This window comes from Streptococcus nakanonensis, assembly GCF_059738785.1.
Genome location: NZ_AP027139.1, coordinates 1,398,069 through 1,417,102, shown reverse-complemented (window position 1 = coordinate 1,417,102; position 19,034 = coordinate 1,398,069). Strand labels below are relative to the sequence as shown.

The window sequence follows — 19,034 nt, the reverse complement described above, 5'->3', positions numbered from 1 at the left end:
GAAGGGATGAAAGAAACTCAACTATTAAAAGGTGTTCTTGAAGGTTGTGTCTTGGATATGATAGGTCAAAAAGAGCGATATGGTTATGAGTTGGTTCAGACTTTGCGAGAGGCTGGATTTGATACTATCGTTCCAGGAACTATTTATCCTTTGTTGCAAAAGTTAGAAAAAAATCAATGGATAAGAGGCGACATGCGCCCGTCGCCAGATGGTCCAGATCGGAAGTATTTTTCATTAACGAAAGAAGGAGAAGAGCGTGTCTCAGTCTTTTGGCAACAATGGGATGATTTGAGTCAAAAAGTAGAAGGAATTAAGAATGGGGATTAAATCATGAAGAAAATGAAGTATTACGAAGAAACAAGCGCTTTGCTACATGAATTTTCTGAGGACAATCAGCAGTATTTTGAGGAACTGTGGGATAGTTTTAATCTTGCTGGATTTCTCTATGATGAAGACTATCTCAGAGAGCAGGTTTATTTGATGATGTTAGATTTCTCAGAAGCAGAACGAGATGGCATGAGTGCAGAGGATTATTTAGGTAAGAATCCTAAAAAAATAATGAAAGAGATTCTCAAGGAAGCACCACGCAGTTCTATCAAGGAGTCCCTTTTAACACCAATTTTTGTCCTAGCGATATTACGTTATTATCAACTACTAAGTGATTTTTCTAAAGGTCCTCTCTTAACAGTCAATTTGCTCACATTTTTAGGGCAACTTCTTCTTTTTTTGATTGGATTTTGGCTTGTAGCCACAATCTTACGATGGAGTTTAGTCCAAGATTCTTCTAAAATGAAAATTGGCACTTATATTGTCGTTGGGATTCTTGTCCTTCTAGTTGTTCTGGGATATGTAGGAATAGGAAGTTTCATACAAGAAGGAGCATTTTATCTTCCTGCTCCCTGGGATAGTTTCCTTGTCTTTACGCTTTCTCTAGTCATCAGTATTTGGAATTGGAAAGAAGCGGTCTTTCGTCCCTTTGTCAGTATGATTGTTGCCCATCTTATTGTAGGCTCTCTGCTCCGTTATTATGCGTGGATGGGCATTTCAAATGTTTTCCTTACAAAATTCATTCCTTTAGCTGTTCTTTTTATTGGCATTTTTCTCTTGTTCCGTGGGTTTAAGAAGATAAAATGGAGTGAAATATAGTCAAAAAGCCGTTGCAAAGCGGTTTTTTGTTATAATGAAGGGAAGAATGTTAGAAATTAAAGGAGAAAAATTTGATGAGATACATAACTCTTGGTCAAGATGACAAAGAATTATCAGAAATTGTTCTCGGAATGATGAGAATAAAAGATAAGTCTGTAAAAGAAGTTGAAGAGCTTGTAGAAACAGCACTTTCTGTTGGAATCAATGCTTTCGACTTGGCTGATATATATGGTCGTGGTCGTTGTGAAGAACTGTTAGGTCTTGTCCTAAAAAATCGTCCAGATTTAAGAGAAAAGATGTGGATTCAGTCCAAATGTGGCATTCGCATAGAAGAATTTACCTATTTTGATTTTTCTAAGGACTATATTATAAAATCAGTAGACGGTATTTTGCAAAGATTGAAGATTGATCATCTGGACAGCTTGCTTCTTCATCGACCAGATGCTTTGATGGAATCTGACCAAGTAGCAGAAGCCTTTGATCTTCTTTATAAACAAGGTAAGGTTCGAGATTTTGGAGTTTCTAATCAAAATCCTATGATGATGGAGTTGCTTAAAAAAGATGTCAAGCAGCCGTTAGCTGTTAATCAGCTACAATTGAGTGCGGCTTTTACTCCAGGATTTGAATCAGGTTTTCATGTTAATATGGAAGATAGTCAAGCAGCTATGCGAGATGGCAGCATTTTTGAATATTGCCAATTACACGATGTGGTCATTCAAGCATGGTCTGTCTTACAATTTGGGTATTTTAAAGGGAATTTTGTTGGAAATGAGAAATTTCAAGCTTTAAATCAAGTACTTGATCGTTTAGCTATTAAATATGGAGTAACCTCTTCAACTATTGCCATTTCTTGGATATTGCGTTATCCAGCAAAAATGCAGGCAGTCGTAGGTACCGCAAATCCTAATCACTTGAGAGAAGTTAGCCAAGCGGCAAACTTTAGCTTAACAAGAAAAGAATGGTATGAAATTTATCTTGCAGCAGGGAATAATTTGCCGTAAGTAGAAGCAGATGTAAATAAATCACAGTCAAAAAGCCGTTACAAAGCGGTTTTTTTGTTATAATGAAGGGAAGAATTATTGATTTTAAAGGAGAAAAACATGACATTTGAAGAAATTCTACCTGGGTTAAAGGCTAAGAAAAAATATGTACGAACTGGTTGGGGAGGTGCTGAAAACTATGTCCAACTTTTTGACACTATCGAGCAAAATGGGGTTGCACTTGAAGTGACACCTTATTTCCTAATCAACGTTTCTGGGGAGGGAGAAGGTTTTTCCATGTGGAGTCCGACACCTTGTGATGTTTTGGCGACGGATTGGGTAGAAGCGCATGACTAAACGTGTACTCATTACAGGAGTGAGTTCAGGGATTGGTCTGGCTCAAGCTCGACTCTTGTTAGAGAAGGGCTATCAAGTTTATGGAGTTGACCAAGGTGAAAATCCACTCTTAGAGGGTGATTTTCACTTTTTACAGAGAGATTTGACCTTGGACTTGGAGCCTATTTTTGACTGGTGCCCTCAGGTAGATATTTTGTGCAATACTGCTGGAGTGTTGGATGCTTATAAACCCCTATTGGAACAATCAGCGCAGGAAATTCAAGAGATTTTTGAAATCAACTATATGACTCCTGTTGAGTTGACTCGCTATTACTTGACACAAATGCTGGAGAATAAAAAAGGTACCATTATCAATATGTGCTCCATTGCTTCGAGCCTAGCAGGTGGCGGTGGACACGCCTATACTTCTTCGAAGCACGCCTTGGCAGGCTTTACCAAGCAGTTGGCTCTAGACTATGCTGAAACCGGGATTCAGGTATTTGGTATCGCTCCAGGAGCAGTCAAGACAGCTATGACTGCTGCGGACTTTGAGCCAGGTGGATTGGCTACCTGGGTTGCTAGTGAAACACCAATCAAACGCTGGATTGAACCAGAGGAAGTAGCAGAGCTTAGTCTTTTCTTAGCAAGTGGAAAAGCGAGCGCCATGCAAGGACAAATTTTGACAATAGATGGTGGCTGGTCTTTGAAGTAGGAGGATCTGATGGAAATCAAAAGACACTTTGGTGTCTACGCTGTTTGCTTTGAAAATGGGAAGTTACTCTGCATTGAAAAAACGAGAGGCCCTTATCAACATCGGTATGACCTACCTGGAGGCAGTCAGCAACTTGGTGAAGGCCTGACGGAAACGCTGACTAGAGAAGTTATGGAAGAGACGGGATTTACTGTTAGAAGCTACTCTAATCCTCGAATCTACGATGTTTTCGTCAGGGAAGAGTTAAAAAATTTTATGGTTCACCATATCATGGCCTTGTATGATGTTGAAATGAATGAGAGTGCACCTCAAGTTACGATTTCGGAAGCTGTGTCTGATGGTGCGAACGATTCACTTGGATATATTTGGATAGATATTCAAGAGATAACAGAAGAAAATGCATCGCCATTAGTCTTGAAGGTTAAGTCTGAATTATTAGGATTTACAGAACTGGGCAATACTTCTTACATGAATTGGAAGGTGAAGTAGGGGGATAATGGAACTATTTAAAACATGGAAGAAAAATATGGTTCTCTATGGTCTTAAATCTCAAATTGGAACTGTCTACCGAAACAATGATAGGGCAACAAGCTTTTATGATGTTGGGAATTTTCTATACCTAGCAGGGGAGTTGGATTCCAGATTTTGGGAAGATTTTGTTAGAAAATATGGTTTAGATTATAAGATTATTATTTCAGAAAATACTAATTGGCAAGATTTTCTGCATCGGAAAGTGGGGCTAAATTCTTTTACTCGCTATTCTTTTAAAGATAAGGCAAATTTTCAAGTCAAATTTCTAAATGATCTAGTTACTCATTTAGAGGAAGGCTACAATATTGTGCCTATTGATAATCATATTTATAACTGCTTTTCTACGGAAGAATGGTCACAGGATTTACAGGGGGATTTTGAGTCCTATCAGGATTTTGTTTTAAAAGGTGGATTTGGCTTTGTGATTCTTAAAAATAATGAACTGATTGCTGGGATTTCCTCAGGGTTAGTTTACAGTGAAGCAGTTGAAGTGGAAGTTGCAACTAGACCAAACGAACAAGGAAATGGATTTGCTAAAAAGCTTGGTGCTGCAATGATTCTAGAGAGTTTAAATAGAGATATGTTTCCACTTTGGGATGCTCATAACGAGGCTTCCAAAAAAGTAGCAGAATTTTTAGGATATGAGTTAATTGGACCTTATGTAGCTTTTGAACTAGAGAAAAGTGTCATATAATGATAGCTGATATTATATCTTTTAAGATGAGGTGAATGGACATGCAAAATTAACTTGCTCTTAGTGGCGAAAAAATTCTTGAAAAAGTTTATCCTCAACTATTTCACTACATTGGAATGATTCGTGGGGAATACTTGTTGAGAGAGCTTAATCAAAACATCCTATTACCCAGTTGTCAGCAATTTGTAAAAGATTATCTAGAGACTATCTGCTCCCTGTACTCAAATGAAGAAGTTTGGTATCGTTTTTCTGAATTAACGAATATAGAAGCTAATTGTCTAAAGGGGACTAAAGAGTATTTTGATGAACGCCATCCTTTGTTTGGTTATAGAGGGACTAGGCGTTTACTGGCGTGTCTGGATGAATTTCAGGCTGAAGCACATGTCGTTACAGAAGTTTATCAAATCAATCCCAATCTGTCTGTTATCTTTCCTTTTGTCAATGATGCCGATCAATTAAAACAAGCTATTACAGTATTGCGTCGGCATGGCTTTACTGGGAAAATTGCCACGATGATTGAATTACCGTCAGCATATTTTGACTTGGACAGAATAATGGAAACGGGCATTTTAAAGATTGTAGTTGGAATGAATGATTTGACTTCTTTTATTTTTGCCACTGTGAGAAACAGTCAATGGCATGATATGGAAAATCCAATTATGTTAGATATGTTGAGACAGATGCAGAATAAAGCAAGAAAGAACAAGATTGATTTTGCTGTAGCAGGCTATCTGAATACTTCTTTCATACAAAAAATGAATCAGATGGGTATCGAATGCATTCTCCATTACAGCTCTATTCCGGAGATTTTTGATTTAGAAATTGACCATCCAGACCACCTCAAACGTGTAAAAGAAGAAAGTAAAAAATTACAAAGGAGAAACCCATGACACCGCGAGAAATGTGGAATGAATACAAACAAATCAATCCTTCTATCGGAGATGAAATCGATGCTTGGGCTTTTGGAGTGGAAGCCGATCTCTTGGCAGATTTGGTTTTAGAAGGAGAAAAGACGGCAACAGCTTCAGCCTACGACCTCTACGCACTAGAAGATGAACCCCTTCCGCAAGAAGGGACATTTGATGTCATTTTAGACAGTCAAAATCAGGCTGTCTGCATTGTCGAAATTACAAAGGTTTCCGTTCAGTCCTTTAATCAAGTTTCTGCTGACCATGCCTACAAGGAAGGCGAGGGAGACAAATCTTTAGCCTATTGGCGTCAGGTTCATGAGGACTTTTTCACCGAGTGGATGAGGGAGGCAGGACAGACTTTTACACCTGACAGCAAGGTTGTTTTAGAAGAATTTCGCAAGGTCTACCCTCTGTAGACTGTTAGACGGAAGAAAGTTTTGGAAATCGCTGTCCAATCCTTTTTTCTTAGACAAAACATGATATAATAAGTTTGTTTGAAGAAGAGCAGCAGCTCTTAAACTTAGAATAGGAGAAAACTATGCAAGCAGTTGAACATTTTATTAAGCAATTTGTTCCTGAACATTATGATTTATTTTTAGACTTGAGTCGTGAGACCAAGACTTTTTCTGGGAAAGTGACCATCACTGGTCAAGCACAGAGTGACCGCATTTCCCTTCATCAAAAAGACTTGGAAATAGCTTCTGTAGAAGTTGCAGGGGTAGCTCGCCCATTTACTGTTGACCATGACAATGAAGCCCTTCATATCGAATTGGCTGAGGCTGGTCAAGTTGAAGTGGTTATCGCTTTCTCAGGAAAAATCACAGACAACATGACAGGGATTTACCCTTCTTATTACACAGTTGATGGAGTCAAGAAGGAAGTCTTGTCTACTCAATTTGAGAGCCATTTTGCGCGCGAAGCCTTCCCATGTGTGGATGAGCCAGAAGCCAAAGCAACTTTTGACCTCTCTCTACGTTTTGACCAAGTAGAAGGTGAATTGGCCTTGTCTAACATGCCAGAAATCGATGTTGAAAACCGTGAGGAAACAGGTATCTGGAAGTTTGAAACAACACCTCGTATGTCTTCTTACTTGTTAGCCTTTGTTGCGGGTGATTTGCAAGGTGTAACGGCTAAAACTAAAAACGGTACCCTTGTTGGTGTTTACTCAACCAAAGCCCACCCACTATCTAACCTTGATTTTTCACTGGACATCGCTGTTCGCTCTATCGAGTTTTACGAAGATTACTATGGAGTTAAGTACCCAATCCCTCAATCTCTCCACATCGCCCTTCCTGACTTCTCGGCTGGTGCTATGGAAAACTGGGGTCTTGTGACCTACCGTGAAGTTTACTTGGTTGTGGATGAGAACTCAACATTTGCTAGCCGTCAACAAGTTGCCCTTGTTGTGGCACATGAATTGGCTCACCAATGGTTTGGAAATCTCGTTACTATGAAATGGTGGGATGACCTTTGGCTTAATGAAAGCTTTGCGAACATGATGGAGTACGTCTGTGTGGATGCTATTGAACCAAGCTGGAATATCTTTGAAGATTTCCAAACAGGTGGTGTTCCGTCTGCCTTGAAACGTGATGCGACTGATGGTGTTCAATCTGTTCACGTCGAAGTGAAACATCCAGATGAAATCAATACGCTCTTTGACGGAGCTATCGTCTATGCCAAAGGAAGTCGCCTCATGCACATGCTTCGTCGTTGGCTAGGTGATGCCGATTTTGCCAAAGGTTTGCACGCTTACTTTGAAAAACACCAATACAACAACACCATTGGTAGTGACCTTTGGGATGCCCTTGGTCAAGCATCTGGCCGTGATGTCGCAGCTTTCATGGATTCTTGGTTGGAACAGCCTGGTTACCCAGTTCTTACTGTCAAAGTTGAAAATGATGTTTTGAAGATTTCACAAAAACAATTCTTCATCGGTGAGCACGAGGATAAGAACCGTCTCTGGGTTGTGCCACTAAACAGCAACTGGAAAGGCTTGCCTGATACACTTGAAACTGAAAGCATCGAAATTCCAGGCTACGCAGCTCTTCTTGCTGAAAACAAAGGAGCTCTTCGTCTCAACACAGAAAATACAGCCCACTACATTACAGACTATCAAGGAGACTTGTTGGATGCAGTTCTTGCTGACCTAGTTGAGCTTGATAACACAAGTAAACTGCAAATCGTCCAAGAACGTCGTTTACTTGCTGAAGCAGGGCACATTTCTTATGCTGACTTGCTCCCAGTCCTTGATAAACTTGCTAAGGAAGAGTCTTACCTTGTCGTTTCCGCTGTTTCTCAAGTGATTTCTGCTCTTGAGCGCTTTATCGATGAAGGAACAGAAGCTGAAAGAGCCTTCAAAGCCTTGGTTGCTAAATTAGCTCGTCACAACTATGACCGTCTTGGTTTTGAAGCTAAAGATGGCGAATCGGATGAGGATGAATTGGTTCGTCAGTTGGCTGTTTCGATGATGATTCGCTCAAATGATGCAGAAGCTAGTCAAGTCGCTAGCCAAATCTTCGCGGCTCACAAGGAGAATCTTGCAGGACTTCCAGCAGCAATTCGCTCACAAGTTCTGATCAATGAGATGAAACATCATGAGACTAAAGACTTGTTAGCACTTTATCTTGATACTTATACTCACGCAACAGATGCTGTCTTTAAACGTCAGTTGGCAGCAGCTCTTGCCTACAGTAAAGATGCGGACAATATCCAAACCTTGATTGCTGCTTGGAAGGACAAATTTGTGGTCAAACCACAAGACTTGTCTGCTTGGTATTACCAATTCCTAGCTCACAAAGCAACTCAGGAAACAGCTTGGTCTTGGGCGCGTGAAAACTGGGCTTGGATTAAGGCAGCTCTTGGTGGTGATATGAGCTTTGATAGCTTTGTTATCCTTCCTGCACACGTATTTAAGACTCAGCAACGCTTGGCAGAGTACAAGGAATTCTTTGAGCCACAACTTTCTGACCTTGCTCTTAGCCGTAATATCGGTATGGGAATCAAGGAAATTGCAGCGCGTGTTGACTTGATTAACCGTGAAAAAGCTGCAGTGGAAGCAGTCGTTCTTCAATATGGAACTAAATAATTAAGACTAAATAAAAAGAAAACTCAGCTATCTCATATAAAATGCAGAGAGTTGAGTTTTTTTTAAGGCAAATTTGGTATAATGGTTTTAATAAGGAGGAGTTTCTCATGATAAAAATCTTATTGGTTGAGGATGACCTAGGCCTGTCAAATTCAGTATTTGACTTTTTAGACGATTTTGCGGATGTCATGCAGGTATTTGATGGGGAAGAAGGTCTCTACGAAGCTGAAAGTGGTGTCTATGACTTGATTTTGCTCGATTTGATGTTGCCAGAAAAAAATGGTTTCCAAGTCTTAAAAGAATTGCGTGAAAAGGGAATTACGACACCAGTTCTGATTATGACTGCCAAGGAAAGTTTGGATGACAAGGGACATGGATTTGAACTGGGAGCGGATGATTATCTGACCAAGCCTTTCTACCTAGAAGAACTCAAAATGCGGATTCAGGCCCTTCTCAAACGTTCAGGTAAGTTTAATGAAAATACGCTATCTTATGGAGATATTCTCATCAATTTATCAACAAATACCGTTAAGGTTGAAGATACTACTGTCGAATTGCTGGGGAAAGAGTTCGATTTACTAGTTTATTTCCTTCAAAATCAAAATGTTATTTTGCCTAAGACGCAGATTTTTGATCGTCTATGGGGATTTGATAGTGACACAACGATTTCAGTTGTCGAAGTCTATGTTTCAAAAGTCCGTAAGAAATTAAAAGGAACCACTTTTGCAGAGAATTTGCAAACCTTGCGCAGTGTTGGGTATATTTTAAAAGATGTTCAGTAAACTAAAAAAAACATGGTATGCGGATGACTTTAGTTATTTTATCCGCAACTTCGGTGTCTTCACTCTGATTTTCTCCACCATGACTCTGATTATTTTGCAGGTCATGCATTCGAGTCTTTATACTTCGGTGGATGATAAGCTTCATGGATTGAGTGAAAATCCTCAAGCAGTTATTCAGCTGGCAGTAAATAGGGCAACAGAAGAGATTAAAGATTTAGAAAATGCCGCTACAGATACTAGCAAGACTGAGGTGAAACCCAATGTCAGTTCCAATACGGAAGTCATTCTTTTTGATAAGAATTTTACCCAACTCCTTTCTGGAAATCGATTTTTGGGATTGGATAAGATTAAGTTAGAAAAGAAAGAACTAGGCCATATCTATCAGATTCAAGTTTTTAATAGCTATGGACAAGAAGAAATCTATCGCATGATTTTGATGGAAACGAATATCAGTTCGGTTTCAACCAATATCAAGTATGCTGCTGTCTTGATTAACACCAGTCAGTTGGAGCAGGCCAGTCAAAAGCATGAGCAATTGATTGTGGTCGTGATGGCTAGTTTCTGGATTTTGTCTTTACTTGCCAGTCTCTATCTAGCTAGGGTCAGTGTTCGTCCTTTGCTTGAGAGCATGCAGAAGCAACAGTCCTTTGTGGAAAATGCCAGTCATGAGTTACGAACTCCACTTGCAGTTTTGCAAAATCGCTTAGAGACCCTTTTCCGTAAGCCAGAAGCAACCATTATGGATGTGAGCGAAAGCATTGCATCGAGTTTGGAAGAAGTCCGAAATATGCGTTTTTTGACGACAAACTTGCTGAACTTAGCTCGGAGAGATGATGGGATTAAGCCGGAGCTTGCAGAAGTTCCAACTAGTTTTTTCAATACGACTTTCACAAACTATGAGATGATTGCTTCGGAAAATGATCGTGTCTTCCGTTTTGAAAATCGGATCCATCGTCCGATTGTGACGGATCAACTGCTCTTGAAGCAGTTGATGACTATCTTATTTGATAATGCTGTCAAGTATACTGAAGAGGATGGTGAAATTGATTTTCTTATCTCGGCGACCGATCGTAATCTTTATTTGCTAGTTTCCGATAATGGAGTCGGTATTTCGACAGAAGATAAAAAGAAAATTTTTGATCGTTTTTATCGAGTCGACAAGGCTAGAACCCGGCAAAAAGGTGGCTTTGGTTTAGGATTGTCCCTAGCCAAGCAAATTGTAGATGCGCTAAAAGGAACCATTACTGTTAAAGATAATAAGCCAAAGGGAACAATCTTTGAAGTGAAGATTGCCATTCACACACCATCTAAAAAGAAAAAATAAACATATCGCTCCAGACGGGGCGATATGTTTATTTTTTAAGTTTTCGTTTGATAATAGAGCGTTGGACTTTTAAAACAAGTAAGCTGGATACTATTGCTGCAGGTAAGGCGAGCACAGTTGTTAATTTTAATGATAAAAAGATAAAACTAAAGATAGCAATGCAGATACAAAAAACAGCGATATTGACAAAAAATAAAATTTCTTTGAGATTGCTATCAGCTTGTGCTTCAGGTGTATAAGCTTGATAATGAGGAAGTTGCTGGTTTAATTCTTCTTGATAGTCTACTTCATAGGATTGTAATTTTCTTACGGGCATGATTCTCTCCTTAACAGTACATACCTATTTTATCATTTTTTCAGCAGAGAATTATTACAGAAAGGTTACAAAAAGAATAAGGTCCCTTTTCATTTTCAAAGAATAGCTGATTTTGGAGAAATATGGTATAATTTTTCCTATGGAAAAGATTATCATTACAGCAACTGCTGAAAGTATTGAACAAGTTAAACAATTGCTCGAAGCTGGCGTAGACCGTATCTATGTCGGTGAGAAAGATTTTGGCCTTCGTCTGCCAACGATCTTTAGTCATGACCAATTACGTGAAATCGCTAAGCTGGTTCATGATGCTGGTAAGGAATTGATCGTTGCGGTTAACGCCCTCATGCACCAAGATATGATGGACCGTATCAAGCCTTTCTTAGACTTTTTGGAAGAAATTAAGACAGACTACATTACGATTGGGGATGCAGGCGTCTTTTACGTGGTCAACCGTGATGGTTATTCCTTTAAGACCATCTACGATGCATCGACTATGGTAACTAGCAGTCGCCAGATTAACTTCTGGGGACAAAAGGCTGGCGCATCTGAGGCTGTTTTAGCGCGTGAAATTCCATCAGCTGAACTTTTCAAAATGCCAGAGATTTTGGAAATTCCTGCTGAAGTTTTGGTGTATGGTGCTAGTGTGATTCACCATTCTAAACGTCCGCTCTTGCAAAACTACTATAACTTTACGCATATCGATGATGAAAAGACGCGTAAACGTGACCTCTTTTTGGCTGAACCAAGTGACCCAGAGAGCCATTACTCTATCTTTGAAGACAATCATGGGACCCACATCTTTGCCAACAATGACCTTGATTTGATGACCAAATTGACAGAATTGGTGGAGCACGGTTTCACTCACTGGAAACTAGAAGGGCTCTATACTCCTGGTCAGAACTTTGTTGAGATTGCAAAACTCTTTATCCAAGCGCGTAGCTTGATCCAAGAGGGCAACTTTAGCCATGACCAAGCCTTCTTGCTGGATGAAGAAGTACGTAAACTTCACCCTAAAAACCGATTCCTTGATACAGGATTCTATGATTACGATCCTGATATGGTTAAATAAAGTAAATGATTCGTTGAGAGAAGGAAGATGCAAACATTTCTTCTCTCAATTTTTCGTATTTCTTCATCATTTTCAAAAAAATCAGTATGCTAGGATGCTCTGTTTGTTGGGATTTTTAAGGCAAGTGACCTTCTTGTGTTTGAAAATTATCCCATGTTTGCAGGTGCCAAATGGCCCTTTTTTTGGTATAATTTTTTATAATGAAAACGATTGGTAATCGCTATGTTGTGGTTGATTTAGAGGCAACTAGCACAGGTAGTAAGGCTAAAATTATCCAAGTGGGAATTGTGGTGATTGAGGATGGGAAAATCGTCGATCACTATACGACGGATGTCAATCCCCATGAACCCTTAGATACTCATATCAAAGAACTGACAGGGCTGACTGACCAACGTCTGGCGCAAGCACCTGATTTTTCGCAGGTTGCCAGAAAAATCTTTGACTTGGTGGAGGATGGGATTTTTGTAGCCCATAATGTTCAGTTTGATGCTAATCTCTTGGCGGAAAACTTATTTTTTGAAGGTTATGAGCTAAGAAACCCTCGTGTTGATACGGTCGAATTGGCCCAGGTCTTTTTCCCTGAACTGGAAAAATATAGCTTGCCGATATTGTGTCGAGAATTAGGAATTCCTCTTAAACACGCTCACACAGCCCTTTCAGATGCTCAAGCTACTGCGGAATTACTCCTTTTTCTACGGGAAAAGATGGCCCAGCTTCCTAAAGGTCTCTTGGAACGCTTGCTGGAAATGGCTGATGCACTCTTATATGAGTCCTACCTGGTTATTGAAGAAATTTATCGCAACCAATCTATTCTGAGTTCTTCAGATTTGGTCCAAGTTCAAGGGTTGTATTTCAAGAAAAGTGCAGCTCCCCTGGAGTCACGAAAATTATCTCAGGATTTTTCTAAAAATATTTCTCTGTTGAACCTTGAAGTGAGGGAACGACAAGAAAGTTTTGCTAAAGAGGTTGGCTTGCTATTGAAAGATGAGCCTGTATCATTAATTCAAGCACCGACAGGAATTGGGAAAACATATGGCTATCTCTTACCCGCTTTGTCCCAAGTAAAAGAGCGTCAGATTGTCCTTAGCGTTCCGACAAAGATTCTTCAAAATCAAATAATGGAAGAAGAAGGTAAACGTCTCAAGGAAGTGTTCCATACAGATATTCATTCTTTAAAGGGGCCACAAAATTACCTGAAGTTGGATGCCTTTTATCGTTCCTTGCAGGAAAATGATGAAAATCGCTTATTTAGACGCTTTAAAATGCAACTCTTGGTCTGGTTGACAGAGACAGAAACGGGGGATTTGGATGAGATTGGCCAACTCTACCGTTACCAACATTTTCTGACAAACCTTCGTCATGATGGGAATTTATCATCCCAGAGCTTATTTGTGACGGAAGATTTTTGGAAACGTAGTCAAGAAAGGGCAGAGACATGCAAGCTTTTAGTGACCAATCATGCCTATCTTGTAACTAGACTTGAAGATAATCCTGAATTTGTCAGTGACCGTTTACTGATTATTGATGAAGTCCAAAAAGTTTTGTTGGCTTTAGAAAATCTGCTTCAAGAGACCTACGATATCCAGTCTATTGTCGATTTGATTGATAAGGCTTTAATAGGAGAAGAAAACAGGGTTCAACAACGAATACTAGAAAGTATTCGCTTTGAGTGTCTTTACTTGATAGAACAATTTCAGTCTGGCAAATCTAGGAAAAATATCTTAGATTCTCTTGCCAATCTCCACCAGTATTTTTCAGAATTAGAGGTAGAAGGCTTTGAGGAACTGGTTCGCTATTTTACGGCTGAAGGTGATTACTGGCTTGAAGCAACTGAAACGAGTCAAAAGAAAATTCAGATTTCTTCTACAAAATCAGGCCGTATTCTTCTATCTTCTTTAGTGCCTGATTCATGTCAAGTCTTGGGAGTGTCGGCTACTCTTGAGATTAGTCAGAGAGTTTCTTTGGCAGACCTTTTAGGTTACCCTGAAGCCAGATTTGTCAAGATTGAATCTAATAAAAAACAGGATCAAGAAGTGGTCTTGGTCAAAGATTTTCCCTTGGTAACAGAAACCTCCTTAGAAGTCTACGCCAAAGAGGTAGCTGATTTGCTGATGGATGTTCAAGCTTTCCAGCAACCGATTTTGGCTCTCTTTACTGCCAAAGACATGCTTCTAGCAGTATCAGATTTACTTCCAGTTAGCCACTTGGCCCAGTATAAAAATGGGGATGTTCATCAGCTAAAGAAACGCTTTGAAAAAGGTGAACAACAAATCCTGCTTGGAGCAGCAAGTTTCTGGGAGGGAGTTGATTTTTCAAGTCATCCTTTTGTAATTCAAGTTGTACCAAGACTTCCTTTCCAAAATCCCCAAGAACCCTTGACGAAAAAGATCAATCAGGAACTAATTCAAGAAGGGAAAAATGCCTTTTATGATTATCAATTGCCCATGGCTATTATTCGTTTAAAACAGGCTTTGGGAAGAAGTATGAGACGCGAACACCAGCGTTCCTTAACTCTTATTTTGGATAGGAGAATTGTCGGAAAGCGATATGGCAAACAAATTGTGACTTCTCTAGCAAAAGAAGCGACTGTTAAAACCGTCTCTCGATCCGAAGTTGATGAGGCTGTTGATAAATTTTTAAATGAACTTTGATAAATAGTATTGTATGAAAGTATAAGGTTAGTGTATATGAAACGTTCTCTCGACTCTAGAGTCGATTATAGTTTGCTATTGCCAGTATTTTTTCTACTGGTTATTGGCGTGGTGGCTATTTATATAGCTGTTAGTCATGATTATCCAAACAATATTCTGCCCATTTTAGGGCAGCAGGTCGCCTGGATCGCCTTGGGGCTTGTGATTGGTTTTATCGTCATGCTCTTTAATACAGAATTTCTTTGGAAGGTGACACCCTTTCTGTATATTTTAGGCTTGGGACTCATGGTCTTGCCGATCGTCTTTTATAATCCAAGCCTAGTTGCATCAACGGGTGCCAAAAACTGGGTATCAATAAATGGAATTACCCTATTCCAACCGTCAGAATTTATGAAGATATCCTATATTCTCATGTTGGCTCGTGTGATTGTTCAATTTACAAAGAAACATAAGGAATGGAGACGCACAGTTCCGCTGGACTTTTTATTAATTTTTTGGATGATTGTCTTTACCATTCCAGTCCTAGTTCTTTTAGCACTTCAAAGTGACTTGGGGACGGCTTTGGTTTTTGTAGCCATTTTCTCAGGCATCGTCTTGCTATCAGGAGTTTCTTGGAAAATTATTATCCCAGTATTTGTGACTGCTGTAACAGGAGTTGCTGGTTTCTTAGCTATCTTTATTAGCAAGGACGGACGAGCTTTTCTTCACCAGATTGGAATGCCGACCTACCAAATCAATCGGATTTTGGCTTGGCTCAATCCCTTTGAGTTTGCCCAAACAACGACTTACCAGCAGGCTCAAGGGCAGATTGCCATTGGGAGTGGTGGCTTATTTGGTCAAGGTTTTAATGCTTCGAATCTGCTTATTCCGGTTCGAGAGTCGGATATGATTTTCACGGTGATCGCAGAAGATTTTGGCTTTATTGGCTCTGTCCTTGTTATCGCCCTTTATCTCATGCTCATTTATCGTATGTTGAAGATTACTCTCAAATCAAATAACCAGTTCTACACCTATATTTCCACAGGTTTGATTATGATGTTGCTCTTCCACATCTTTGAGAATATCGGTGCTGTAACGGGCTTGCTTCCTTTGACCGGGATTCCACTGCCTTTCATTTCTCAAGGAGGATCAGCTATTATCAGTAATCTGATTGGTGTTGGCTTGCTTTTATCGATGAGTTACCAGACCAATCTAGCTGAAGAAAAGAGCGGAAAAGTCCCATTCAAGCGGAAAAAGGTTGTATTAAAACAAATCAAATAAGGAGAAAATCATGGTAAAAGTAGCAGTTATGTTGGCTCAGGGCTTTGAAGAAATTGAAGCTTTGACAGTTGTGGATGTCTTGCGTCGGGCAAATATTACTTGTGATATGGTTGGTTTTGAGGAGCAAGTGACAGGTTCGCACGCAATCCAAGTAAGAGCAGATCGTGTCTTTGATGGTGATTTATCAGACTATGATATGGTTGTTCTTCCTGGCGGCATGCCTGGTTCTGCACATTTACGGGACAATCAGGCCTTGATGCAAGAATTGCAAAGCTTCGAGCAAGAAGGGAAGAAACTGGCAGCCATTTGTGCGGCACCAATTGCCCTCAATCAAGCAGGAGTGTTGAAAAACAAGAAGTTTACTTGTTATGACGGCGTTCAAGAGCAAATCCTTGATGGTCAATATGTCAAGGAAACAGTAGTGGTAGATGGTCAGTTGACAACCAGTCGAGGCCCTTCGACAGCTCTTGCCTTTGCCTACGAGTTGGTGGAGCAACTAGGAGGGGACGAAGAGAGTTTACGAACAGGAATGCTCTATCGAGATGTCTTTGGTAAAAATCAGTAAAACGGGAGTTATTCTCTCGTTTTTTATGTGGAAAAATCAGGGAAATCATCGCTTTTTTCATAAAAAAATGCTATAATGAAGGGTATGAAATATCACGATTATATCTGGGATTTAGGTGGAACTTTACTGGATAATTATGAAACTTCAACAGCCGCATTTGTTGAAACATTGGCACTGTATGGCGTCACACAAGACCATGACAGTGTCTATCAAGCTTTAAAGGTTTCTACTCCTTTTGCGATTGAGACATTCGCTCCCAATTTAGAGAATTTTTTAGAAAAATACAAGGAAAATGAAGCCAGAGAGCTTGAACACCCGATTTTGTTTGAAGGAGTTTCTGAATTATTGGAAGACATTTCAAATCAAGGTGGCCGTCATTTTTTGGTCTCTCATCGAAATAATCAGGTCTTAGAAATTTTAGAAAAAACTTCTATAGCAACCTATTTTACGGAAGTAGTGACTTCTAGCTCAGGTTTTAAGAGAAAGCCAAATCCTGAGTCTATGATTTATTTAAGAGAAAAATATCAGATTGGCTCTGGTCTTGTCATTGGTGATCGACCGATTGATATCGAAGCAGGTCAAGCTGCAAGACTCGATACCCACTTGTTTACCAGTATCGTGAATTTAAGACAAGTATTAGACATATAAGAAAAAGGAATAAGATGACAGAAGAAATCAAAAATCTGCAGGCACAGGATTATGATGCCAGTCAAATTCAAGTTTTAGAGGGCTTAGAGGCTGTTCGTATGCGTCCAGGGATGTACATTGGATCAACCTCAAAAGAAGGTCTTCACCATCTAGTCTGGGAAATTGTTGATAACTCAATTGACGAGGCCTTGGCAGGATTTGCCAGCCATATCCAAGTCTTTATTGAGCCAGATAATTCGATTACTGTTGTCGATGATGGGCGTGGTATCCCAGTCGATATTCAGGAAAAAACAGGCCGTCCTGCTGTTGAGACCGTCTTTACAGTCCTTCACGCTGGAGGAAAGTTCGGCGGTGGCGGATACAAGGTTTCAGGTGGTCTTCACGGAGTAGGGTCATCAGTCGTTAATGCTCTTTCCACTCAATTAGACGTCCATGTCCACAAAAACGGTAAAATTCATTACCAAGAATACCGTCGTGGTCATGTTGTCGCAGACCTTGAGGTGGTTGGGAATACAGATAGAACTGGAACAACGGTTCACTTCACACCAGATCCAGAAATCTTTACTGAAACAACAACTTTTGATTTTGATAAATTAAATAAACGGATTCAAGAGTTGGCCTTTCTAAATCGCGGTCTTCAAATTTCAATTACAGATAAGCGCCAAGGTTTGGAACAAACCAAGCATTACCATTATGAGGGTGGGATTGCTAGTTATGTTGAATATATCAACGAGAACAAGGATGTAATCTTTGATACACCAATCTACACAGATGGTGAGATGGATGATATCACAGTTGAGGTAGCCATGCAGTACACAACAGGTTACCATGAAAATGTCATGAGTTTCGCCAATAATATTCATACCCATGAAGGTGGAACGCATGAACAAGGTTTCCGTACAGCCTTAACACGTGTCATCAACGATTATGCTCGTAAGAATAAGTTACTAAAAGACAATGAAGACAACCTAACAGGGGAAGATGTTCGTGAAGGATTAACTGCAGTTATCTCAGTTAAACACCCAAATCCACAGTTTGAAGGACAAACTAAGACCAAACTGGGGAATAGCGAAGTGGTCAAGATTACCAATCGCCTCTTCAGTGATGCCTTCTCCGATTTCCTCATGGAAAATCCACAGATTGCCAAACGTATCGTGGAAAAAGGGATTTTAGCTGCTAAGGCTCGTGTGGCTGCCAAGCGTGCGCGTGAAGTCACTCGTAAAAAATCTGGTTTGGAAATTTCCAACCTTCCAGGGAAACTAGCAGACTGCTCTTCTAACAATCCTGCTGAAACAGAACTCTTCATCGTCGAAGGAGACTCAGCTGGTGGATCAGCCAAATCTGGTCGTAACCGTGAGTTTCAGGCTATCCTTCCAATTCGCGGTAAGATTTTGAACGTTGAAAAAGCAAGTATGGATAAGATTCTAGCTAACGAAGAAATTCGTAGTCTTTTCACAGCCATGGGAACAGGATTTGGCGCAGAATTTGATGTTTCGAAAGCCCGTTACCAAAAACTCGTTTTGATGACGGATGCCGATGTCGATGGAGCCCACATTCGTACCCTTCTTTTGACCTTGATTTATCGTTATATGAAACCAATCCTAGAAGCTGGATATGTTTATATCGCCCAACCACCAATCTATGGTGTCAAGGTTGGAAGCGAGATTAAAGAATATATTCAGCCAGGAGCAGATCAAGAAATTAAACTCCAAGAAGCCTTGGCTCGCCATAGTGAAGGACGTGCCAAACCAACCATTCAGCGTTATAAAGGTCTGGGTGAAATGGATGATCACCAATTATGGGAAACAACCATGGATCCCGAACATCGCTTGATGGCCAGAGTTTCTGTGGACGATGCTGCAGAAGCAGATAAAATCTTTGATATGTTGATGGGGGATCGAGTAGAACCTCGTCGTGAGTTTATCGAAGAAAATGCCGTTTATAGTACACTTGATGTCTAAAAAATCGGGAGAAGTAGTTCCCTTGGTCTAAAAAATATGATATAATCATTACGATTGTTTCAA

The 19,034-nt window shown here is 40.0% G+C and carries 18 protein-coding genes and 1 pseudogene; 18 read left to right on the top strand and 1 reads right to left on the bottom strand.

Annotated features, from left to right (window positions below; translation table 11 throughout):
* Positions 1–6: 6 nt before the first annotated feature.
* The 12 genes and pseudogenes from AC6I9F_RS06860 to ciaH all read left to right on the top strand — a co-directional run bounded on the left by AC6I9F_RS06860 (position 7) and on the right by ciaH (position 10,501).
* Complete coding sequence (locus tag AC6I9F_RS06860) at positions 7–327, top strand: PadR family transcriptional regulator (RefSeq protein WP_112443498.1); 321 nt, start codon at positions 7–9, stop codon at positions 325–327.
* Positions 328–330: 3 nt separating this feature from the next.
* Positions 331–1,146, top strand: coding sequence for a hypothetical protein (locus tag AC6I9F_RS06855; RefSeq protein WP_112443499.1), 816 nt, complete (start codon positions 331–333; stop codon positions 1,144–1,146).
* 74 nt (positions 1,147–1,220) lie between these two features.
* Entirely contained in the window at positions 1,221–2,147 is a 927-nt protein-coding gene (locus AC6I9F_RS06850) for an aldo/keto reductase (RefSeq protein ID WP_112443500.1), read from the top strand.
* Between the two features lie 99 nt (positions 2,148–2,246).
* Complete coding sequence (locus tag AC6I9F_RS06845) at positions 2,247–2,483, top strand: DUF2829 domain-containing protein (protein ID WP_000141912.1); 237 nt, start codon at positions 2,247–2,249, stop codon at positions 2,481–2,483.
* Complete coding sequence (locus AC6I9F_RS06840) at positions 2,476–3,174, top strand: 3-oxoacyl-ACP reductase (RefSeq protein WP_112443501.1); 699 nt, start codon at positions 2,476–2,478, stop codon at positions 3,172–3,174. Before AC6I9F_RS06845 ends, AC6I9F_RS06840 begins: the two co-directional genes overlap by 8 nt.
* A gap of 9 nt (positions 3,175–3,183) precedes the next feature.
* Positions 3,184–3,663: an NUDIX hydrolase gene (locus AC6I9F_RS06835; protein ID WP_112443502.1), complete on the top strand. Its 480-nt coding sequence runs from the start codon at positions 3,184–3,186 to the stop codon at positions 3,661–3,663.
* A gap of 7 nt (positions 3,664–3,670) precedes the next feature.
* On the top strand, positions 3,671–4,399 hold the full coding sequence (locus tag AC6I9F_RS06830; RefSeq protein WP_112443503.1) for a GNAT family N-acetyltransferase: 729 nt from the start codon (positions 3,671–3,673) through the stop codon (positions 4,397–4,399).
* A gap of 74 nt (positions 4,400–4,473) precedes the next feature.
* Positions 4,474–5,311: pseudogene (locus AC6I9F_RS06825) on the top strand (putative PEP-binding protein).
* Positions 5,286–5,726: an ASCH domain-containing protein gene (locus AC6I9F_RS06820; RefSeq protein WP_173217614.1), complete on the top strand. Its 441-nt coding sequence runs from the start codon at positions 5,286–5,288 to the stop codon at positions 5,724–5,726. The pseudogene AC6I9F_RS06825 and the gene AC6I9F_RS06820 overlap by 26 nt, the downstream one beginning before the upstream one ends.
* A gap of 122 nt (positions 5,727–5,848) precedes the next feature.
* Positions 5,849–8,395: a M1 family metallopeptidase gene (locus AC6I9F_RS06815; protein WP_498021263.1), complete on the top strand. Its 2,547-nt coding sequence runs from the start codon at positions 5,849–5,851 to the stop codon at positions 8,393–8,395.
* A gap of 107 nt (positions 8,396–8,502) precedes the next feature.
* On the top strand, positions 8,503–9,177 hold the full coding sequence (gene ciaR / locus AC6I9F_RS06810; RefSeq protein WP_000590628.1) for a two-component system response regulator CiaR: 675 nt from the start codon (positions 8,503–8,505) through the stop codon (positions 9,175–9,177).
* Complete coding sequence (gene ciaH, locus AC6I9F_RS06805; protein WP_261148410.1) at positions 9,167–10,501, top strand: two-component system sensor histidine kinase CiaH; 1,335 nt, start codon at positions 9,167–9,169, stop codon at positions 10,499–10,501. Before ciaR ends, ciaH begins: the two co-directional genes overlap by 11 nt.
* Positions 10,502–10,529: 28 nt before the next feature.
* Here the strand turns inward: ciaH and AC6I9F_RS06800 are convergent, their stop codons facing one another.
* Positions 10,530–10,817 carry a DUF3270 domain-containing protein gene (locus AC6I9F_RS06800; RefSeq protein ID WP_112443507.1) on the bottom strand — a complete coding sequence of 96 codons (288 nt, stop codon included), beginning with the start codon at positions 10,815–10,817 and terminating at the stop codon, positions 10,530–10,532.
* A 139-nt stretch (positions 10,818–10,956) separates the two neighbouring features.
* On the opposite strand from AC6I9F_RS06800, the gene AC6I9F_RS06795 reads away from it, so the two are divergent.
* The 6 genes from AC6I9F_RS06795 (at position 10,957) to gyrB (ending at position 18,971) form a co-directional block, all read left to right on the top strand.
* The gene (locus AC6I9F_RS06795; RefSeq protein WP_295501767.1) at positions 10,957–11,886 is read left to right on the top strand and encodes a peptidase U32 family protein; all 930 of its coding nucleotides are present in this window, start codon (positions 10,957–10,959) and stop codon (positions 11,884–11,886) included.
* A 200-nt stretch (positions 11,887–12,086) separates the two neighbouring features.
* A complete protein-coding gene (locus tag AC6I9F_RS06790; protein ID WP_498021260.1) occupies positions 12,087–14,537 on the top strand; it encodes a bifunctional DnaQ family exonuclease/ATP-dependent helicase in 2,451 nt (816 codons plus the stop codon).
* 36 nt (positions 14,538–14,573) lie between these two features.
* The gene (locus tag AC6I9F_RS06785) at positions 14,574–15,797 is read left to right on the top strand and encodes an FtsW/RodA/SpoVE family cell cycle protein (RefSeq protein WP_173233794.1); all 1,224 of its coding nucleotides are present in this window, start codon (positions 14,574–14,576) and stop codon (positions 15,795–15,797) included.
* A 10-nt stretch (positions 15,798–15,807) separates the two neighbouring features.
* Positions 15,808–16,362 carry a DJ-1 family glyoxalase III gene (locus AC6I9F_RS06780; protein ID WP_173233797.1) on the top strand — a complete coding sequence of 185 codons (555 nt, stop codon included), beginning with the start codon at positions 15,808–15,810 and terminating at the stop codon, positions 16,360–16,362.
* A gap of 84 nt (positions 16,363–16,446) precedes the next feature.
* Entirely contained in the window at positions 16,447–17,010 is a 564-nt protein-coding gene (locus tag AC6I9F_RS06775) for an HAD family hydrolase (protein WP_173234117.1), read from the top strand.
* Between the two features lie 14 nt (positions 17,011–17,024).
* Positions 17,025–18,971, top strand: coding sequence for a DNA topoisomerase (ATP-hydrolyzing) subunit B (gene gyrB / locus AC6I9F_RS06770; RefSeq protein WP_173233799.1), 1,947 nt, complete (start codon positions 17,025–17,027; stop codon positions 18,969–18,971).
* Positions 18,972–19,034 lie beyond the last annotated feature (63 nt).

Bases quoted from the DNA above. Each gene is read 5' to 3' on its own strand.
- AC6I9F_RS06860 (WP_112443498.1), top strand. From the start codon at position 7: ATGAAAGAAACTCAACTATTAAAAGGTGTTCTTGAAGGTTGTGTCTTG.
- AC6I9F_RS06855 (WP_112443499.1), top strand. From the start codon at position 331: ATGAAGAAAATGAAGTATTACGAAGAAACAAGCGCTTTGCTACATGAA.
- AC6I9F_RS06850 (WP_112443500.1), top strand. From the start codon at position 1,221: ATGAGATACATAACTCTTGGTCAAGATGACAAAGAATTATCAGAAATT.
- AC6I9F_RS06845 (WP_000141912.1), top strand. From the start codon at position 2,247: ATGACATTTGAAGAAATTCTACCTGGGTTAAAGGCTAAGAAAAAATAT.
- AC6I9F_RS06840 (WP_112443501.1), top strand. From the start codon at position 2,476: ATGACTAAACGTGTACTCATTACAGGAGTGAGTTCAGGGATTGGTCTG.
- AC6I9F_RS06835 (WP_112443502.1), top strand. From the start codon at position 3,184: ATGGAAATCAAAAGACACTTTGGTGTCTACGCTGTTTGCTTTGAAAAT.
- AC6I9F_RS06830 (WP_112443503.1), top strand. From the start codon at position 3,671: ATGGAACTATTTAAAACATGGAAGAAAAATATGGTTCTCTATGGTCTT.
- AC6I9F_RS06820 (WP_173217614.1), top strand. From the start codon at position 5,286: ATGACACCGCGAGAAATGTGGAATGAATACAAACAAATCAATCCTTCT.
- AC6I9F_RS06815 (WP_498021263.1), top strand. From the start codon at position 5,849: ATGCAAGCAGTTGAACATTTTATTAAGCAATTTGTTCCTGAACATTAT.
- ciaR (WP_000590628.1), top strand. From the start codon at position 8,503: ATGATAAAAATCTTATTGGTTGAGGATGACCTAGGCCTGTCAAATTCA.
- ciaH (WP_261148410.1), top strand. From the start codon at position 9,167: ATGTTCAGTAAACTAAAAAAAACATGGTATGCGGATGACTTTAGTTAT.
- AC6I9F_RS06800 (WP_112443507.1), bottom strand. From the start codon at position 10,817: ATGCCCGTAAGAAAATTACAATCCTATGAAGTAGACTATCAAGAAGAA.
- AC6I9F_RS06795 (WP_295501767.1), top strand. From the start codon at position 10,957: ATGGAAAAGATTATCATTACAGCAACTGCTGAAAGTATTGAACAAGTT.
- AC6I9F_RS06790 (WP_498021260.1), top strand. From the start codon at position 12,087: ATGAAAACGATTGGTAATCGCTATGTTGTGGTTGATTTAGAGGCAACT.
- AC6I9F_RS06785 (WP_173233794.1), top strand. From the start codon at position 14,574: ATGAAACGTTCTCTCGACTCTAGAGTCGATTATAGTTTGCTATTGCCA.
- AC6I9F_RS06780 (WP_173233797.1), top strand. From the start codon at position 15,808: ATGGTAAAAGTAGCAGTTATGTTGGCTCAGGGCTTTGAAGAAATTGAA.
- AC6I9F_RS06775 (WP_173234117.1), top strand. From the start codon at position 16,447: ATGAAATATCACGATTATATCTGGGATTTAGGTGGAACTTTACTGGAT.
- gyrB (WP_173233799.1), top strand. From the start codon at position 17,025: ATGACAGAAGAAATCAAAAATCTGCAGGCACAGGATTATGATGCCAGT.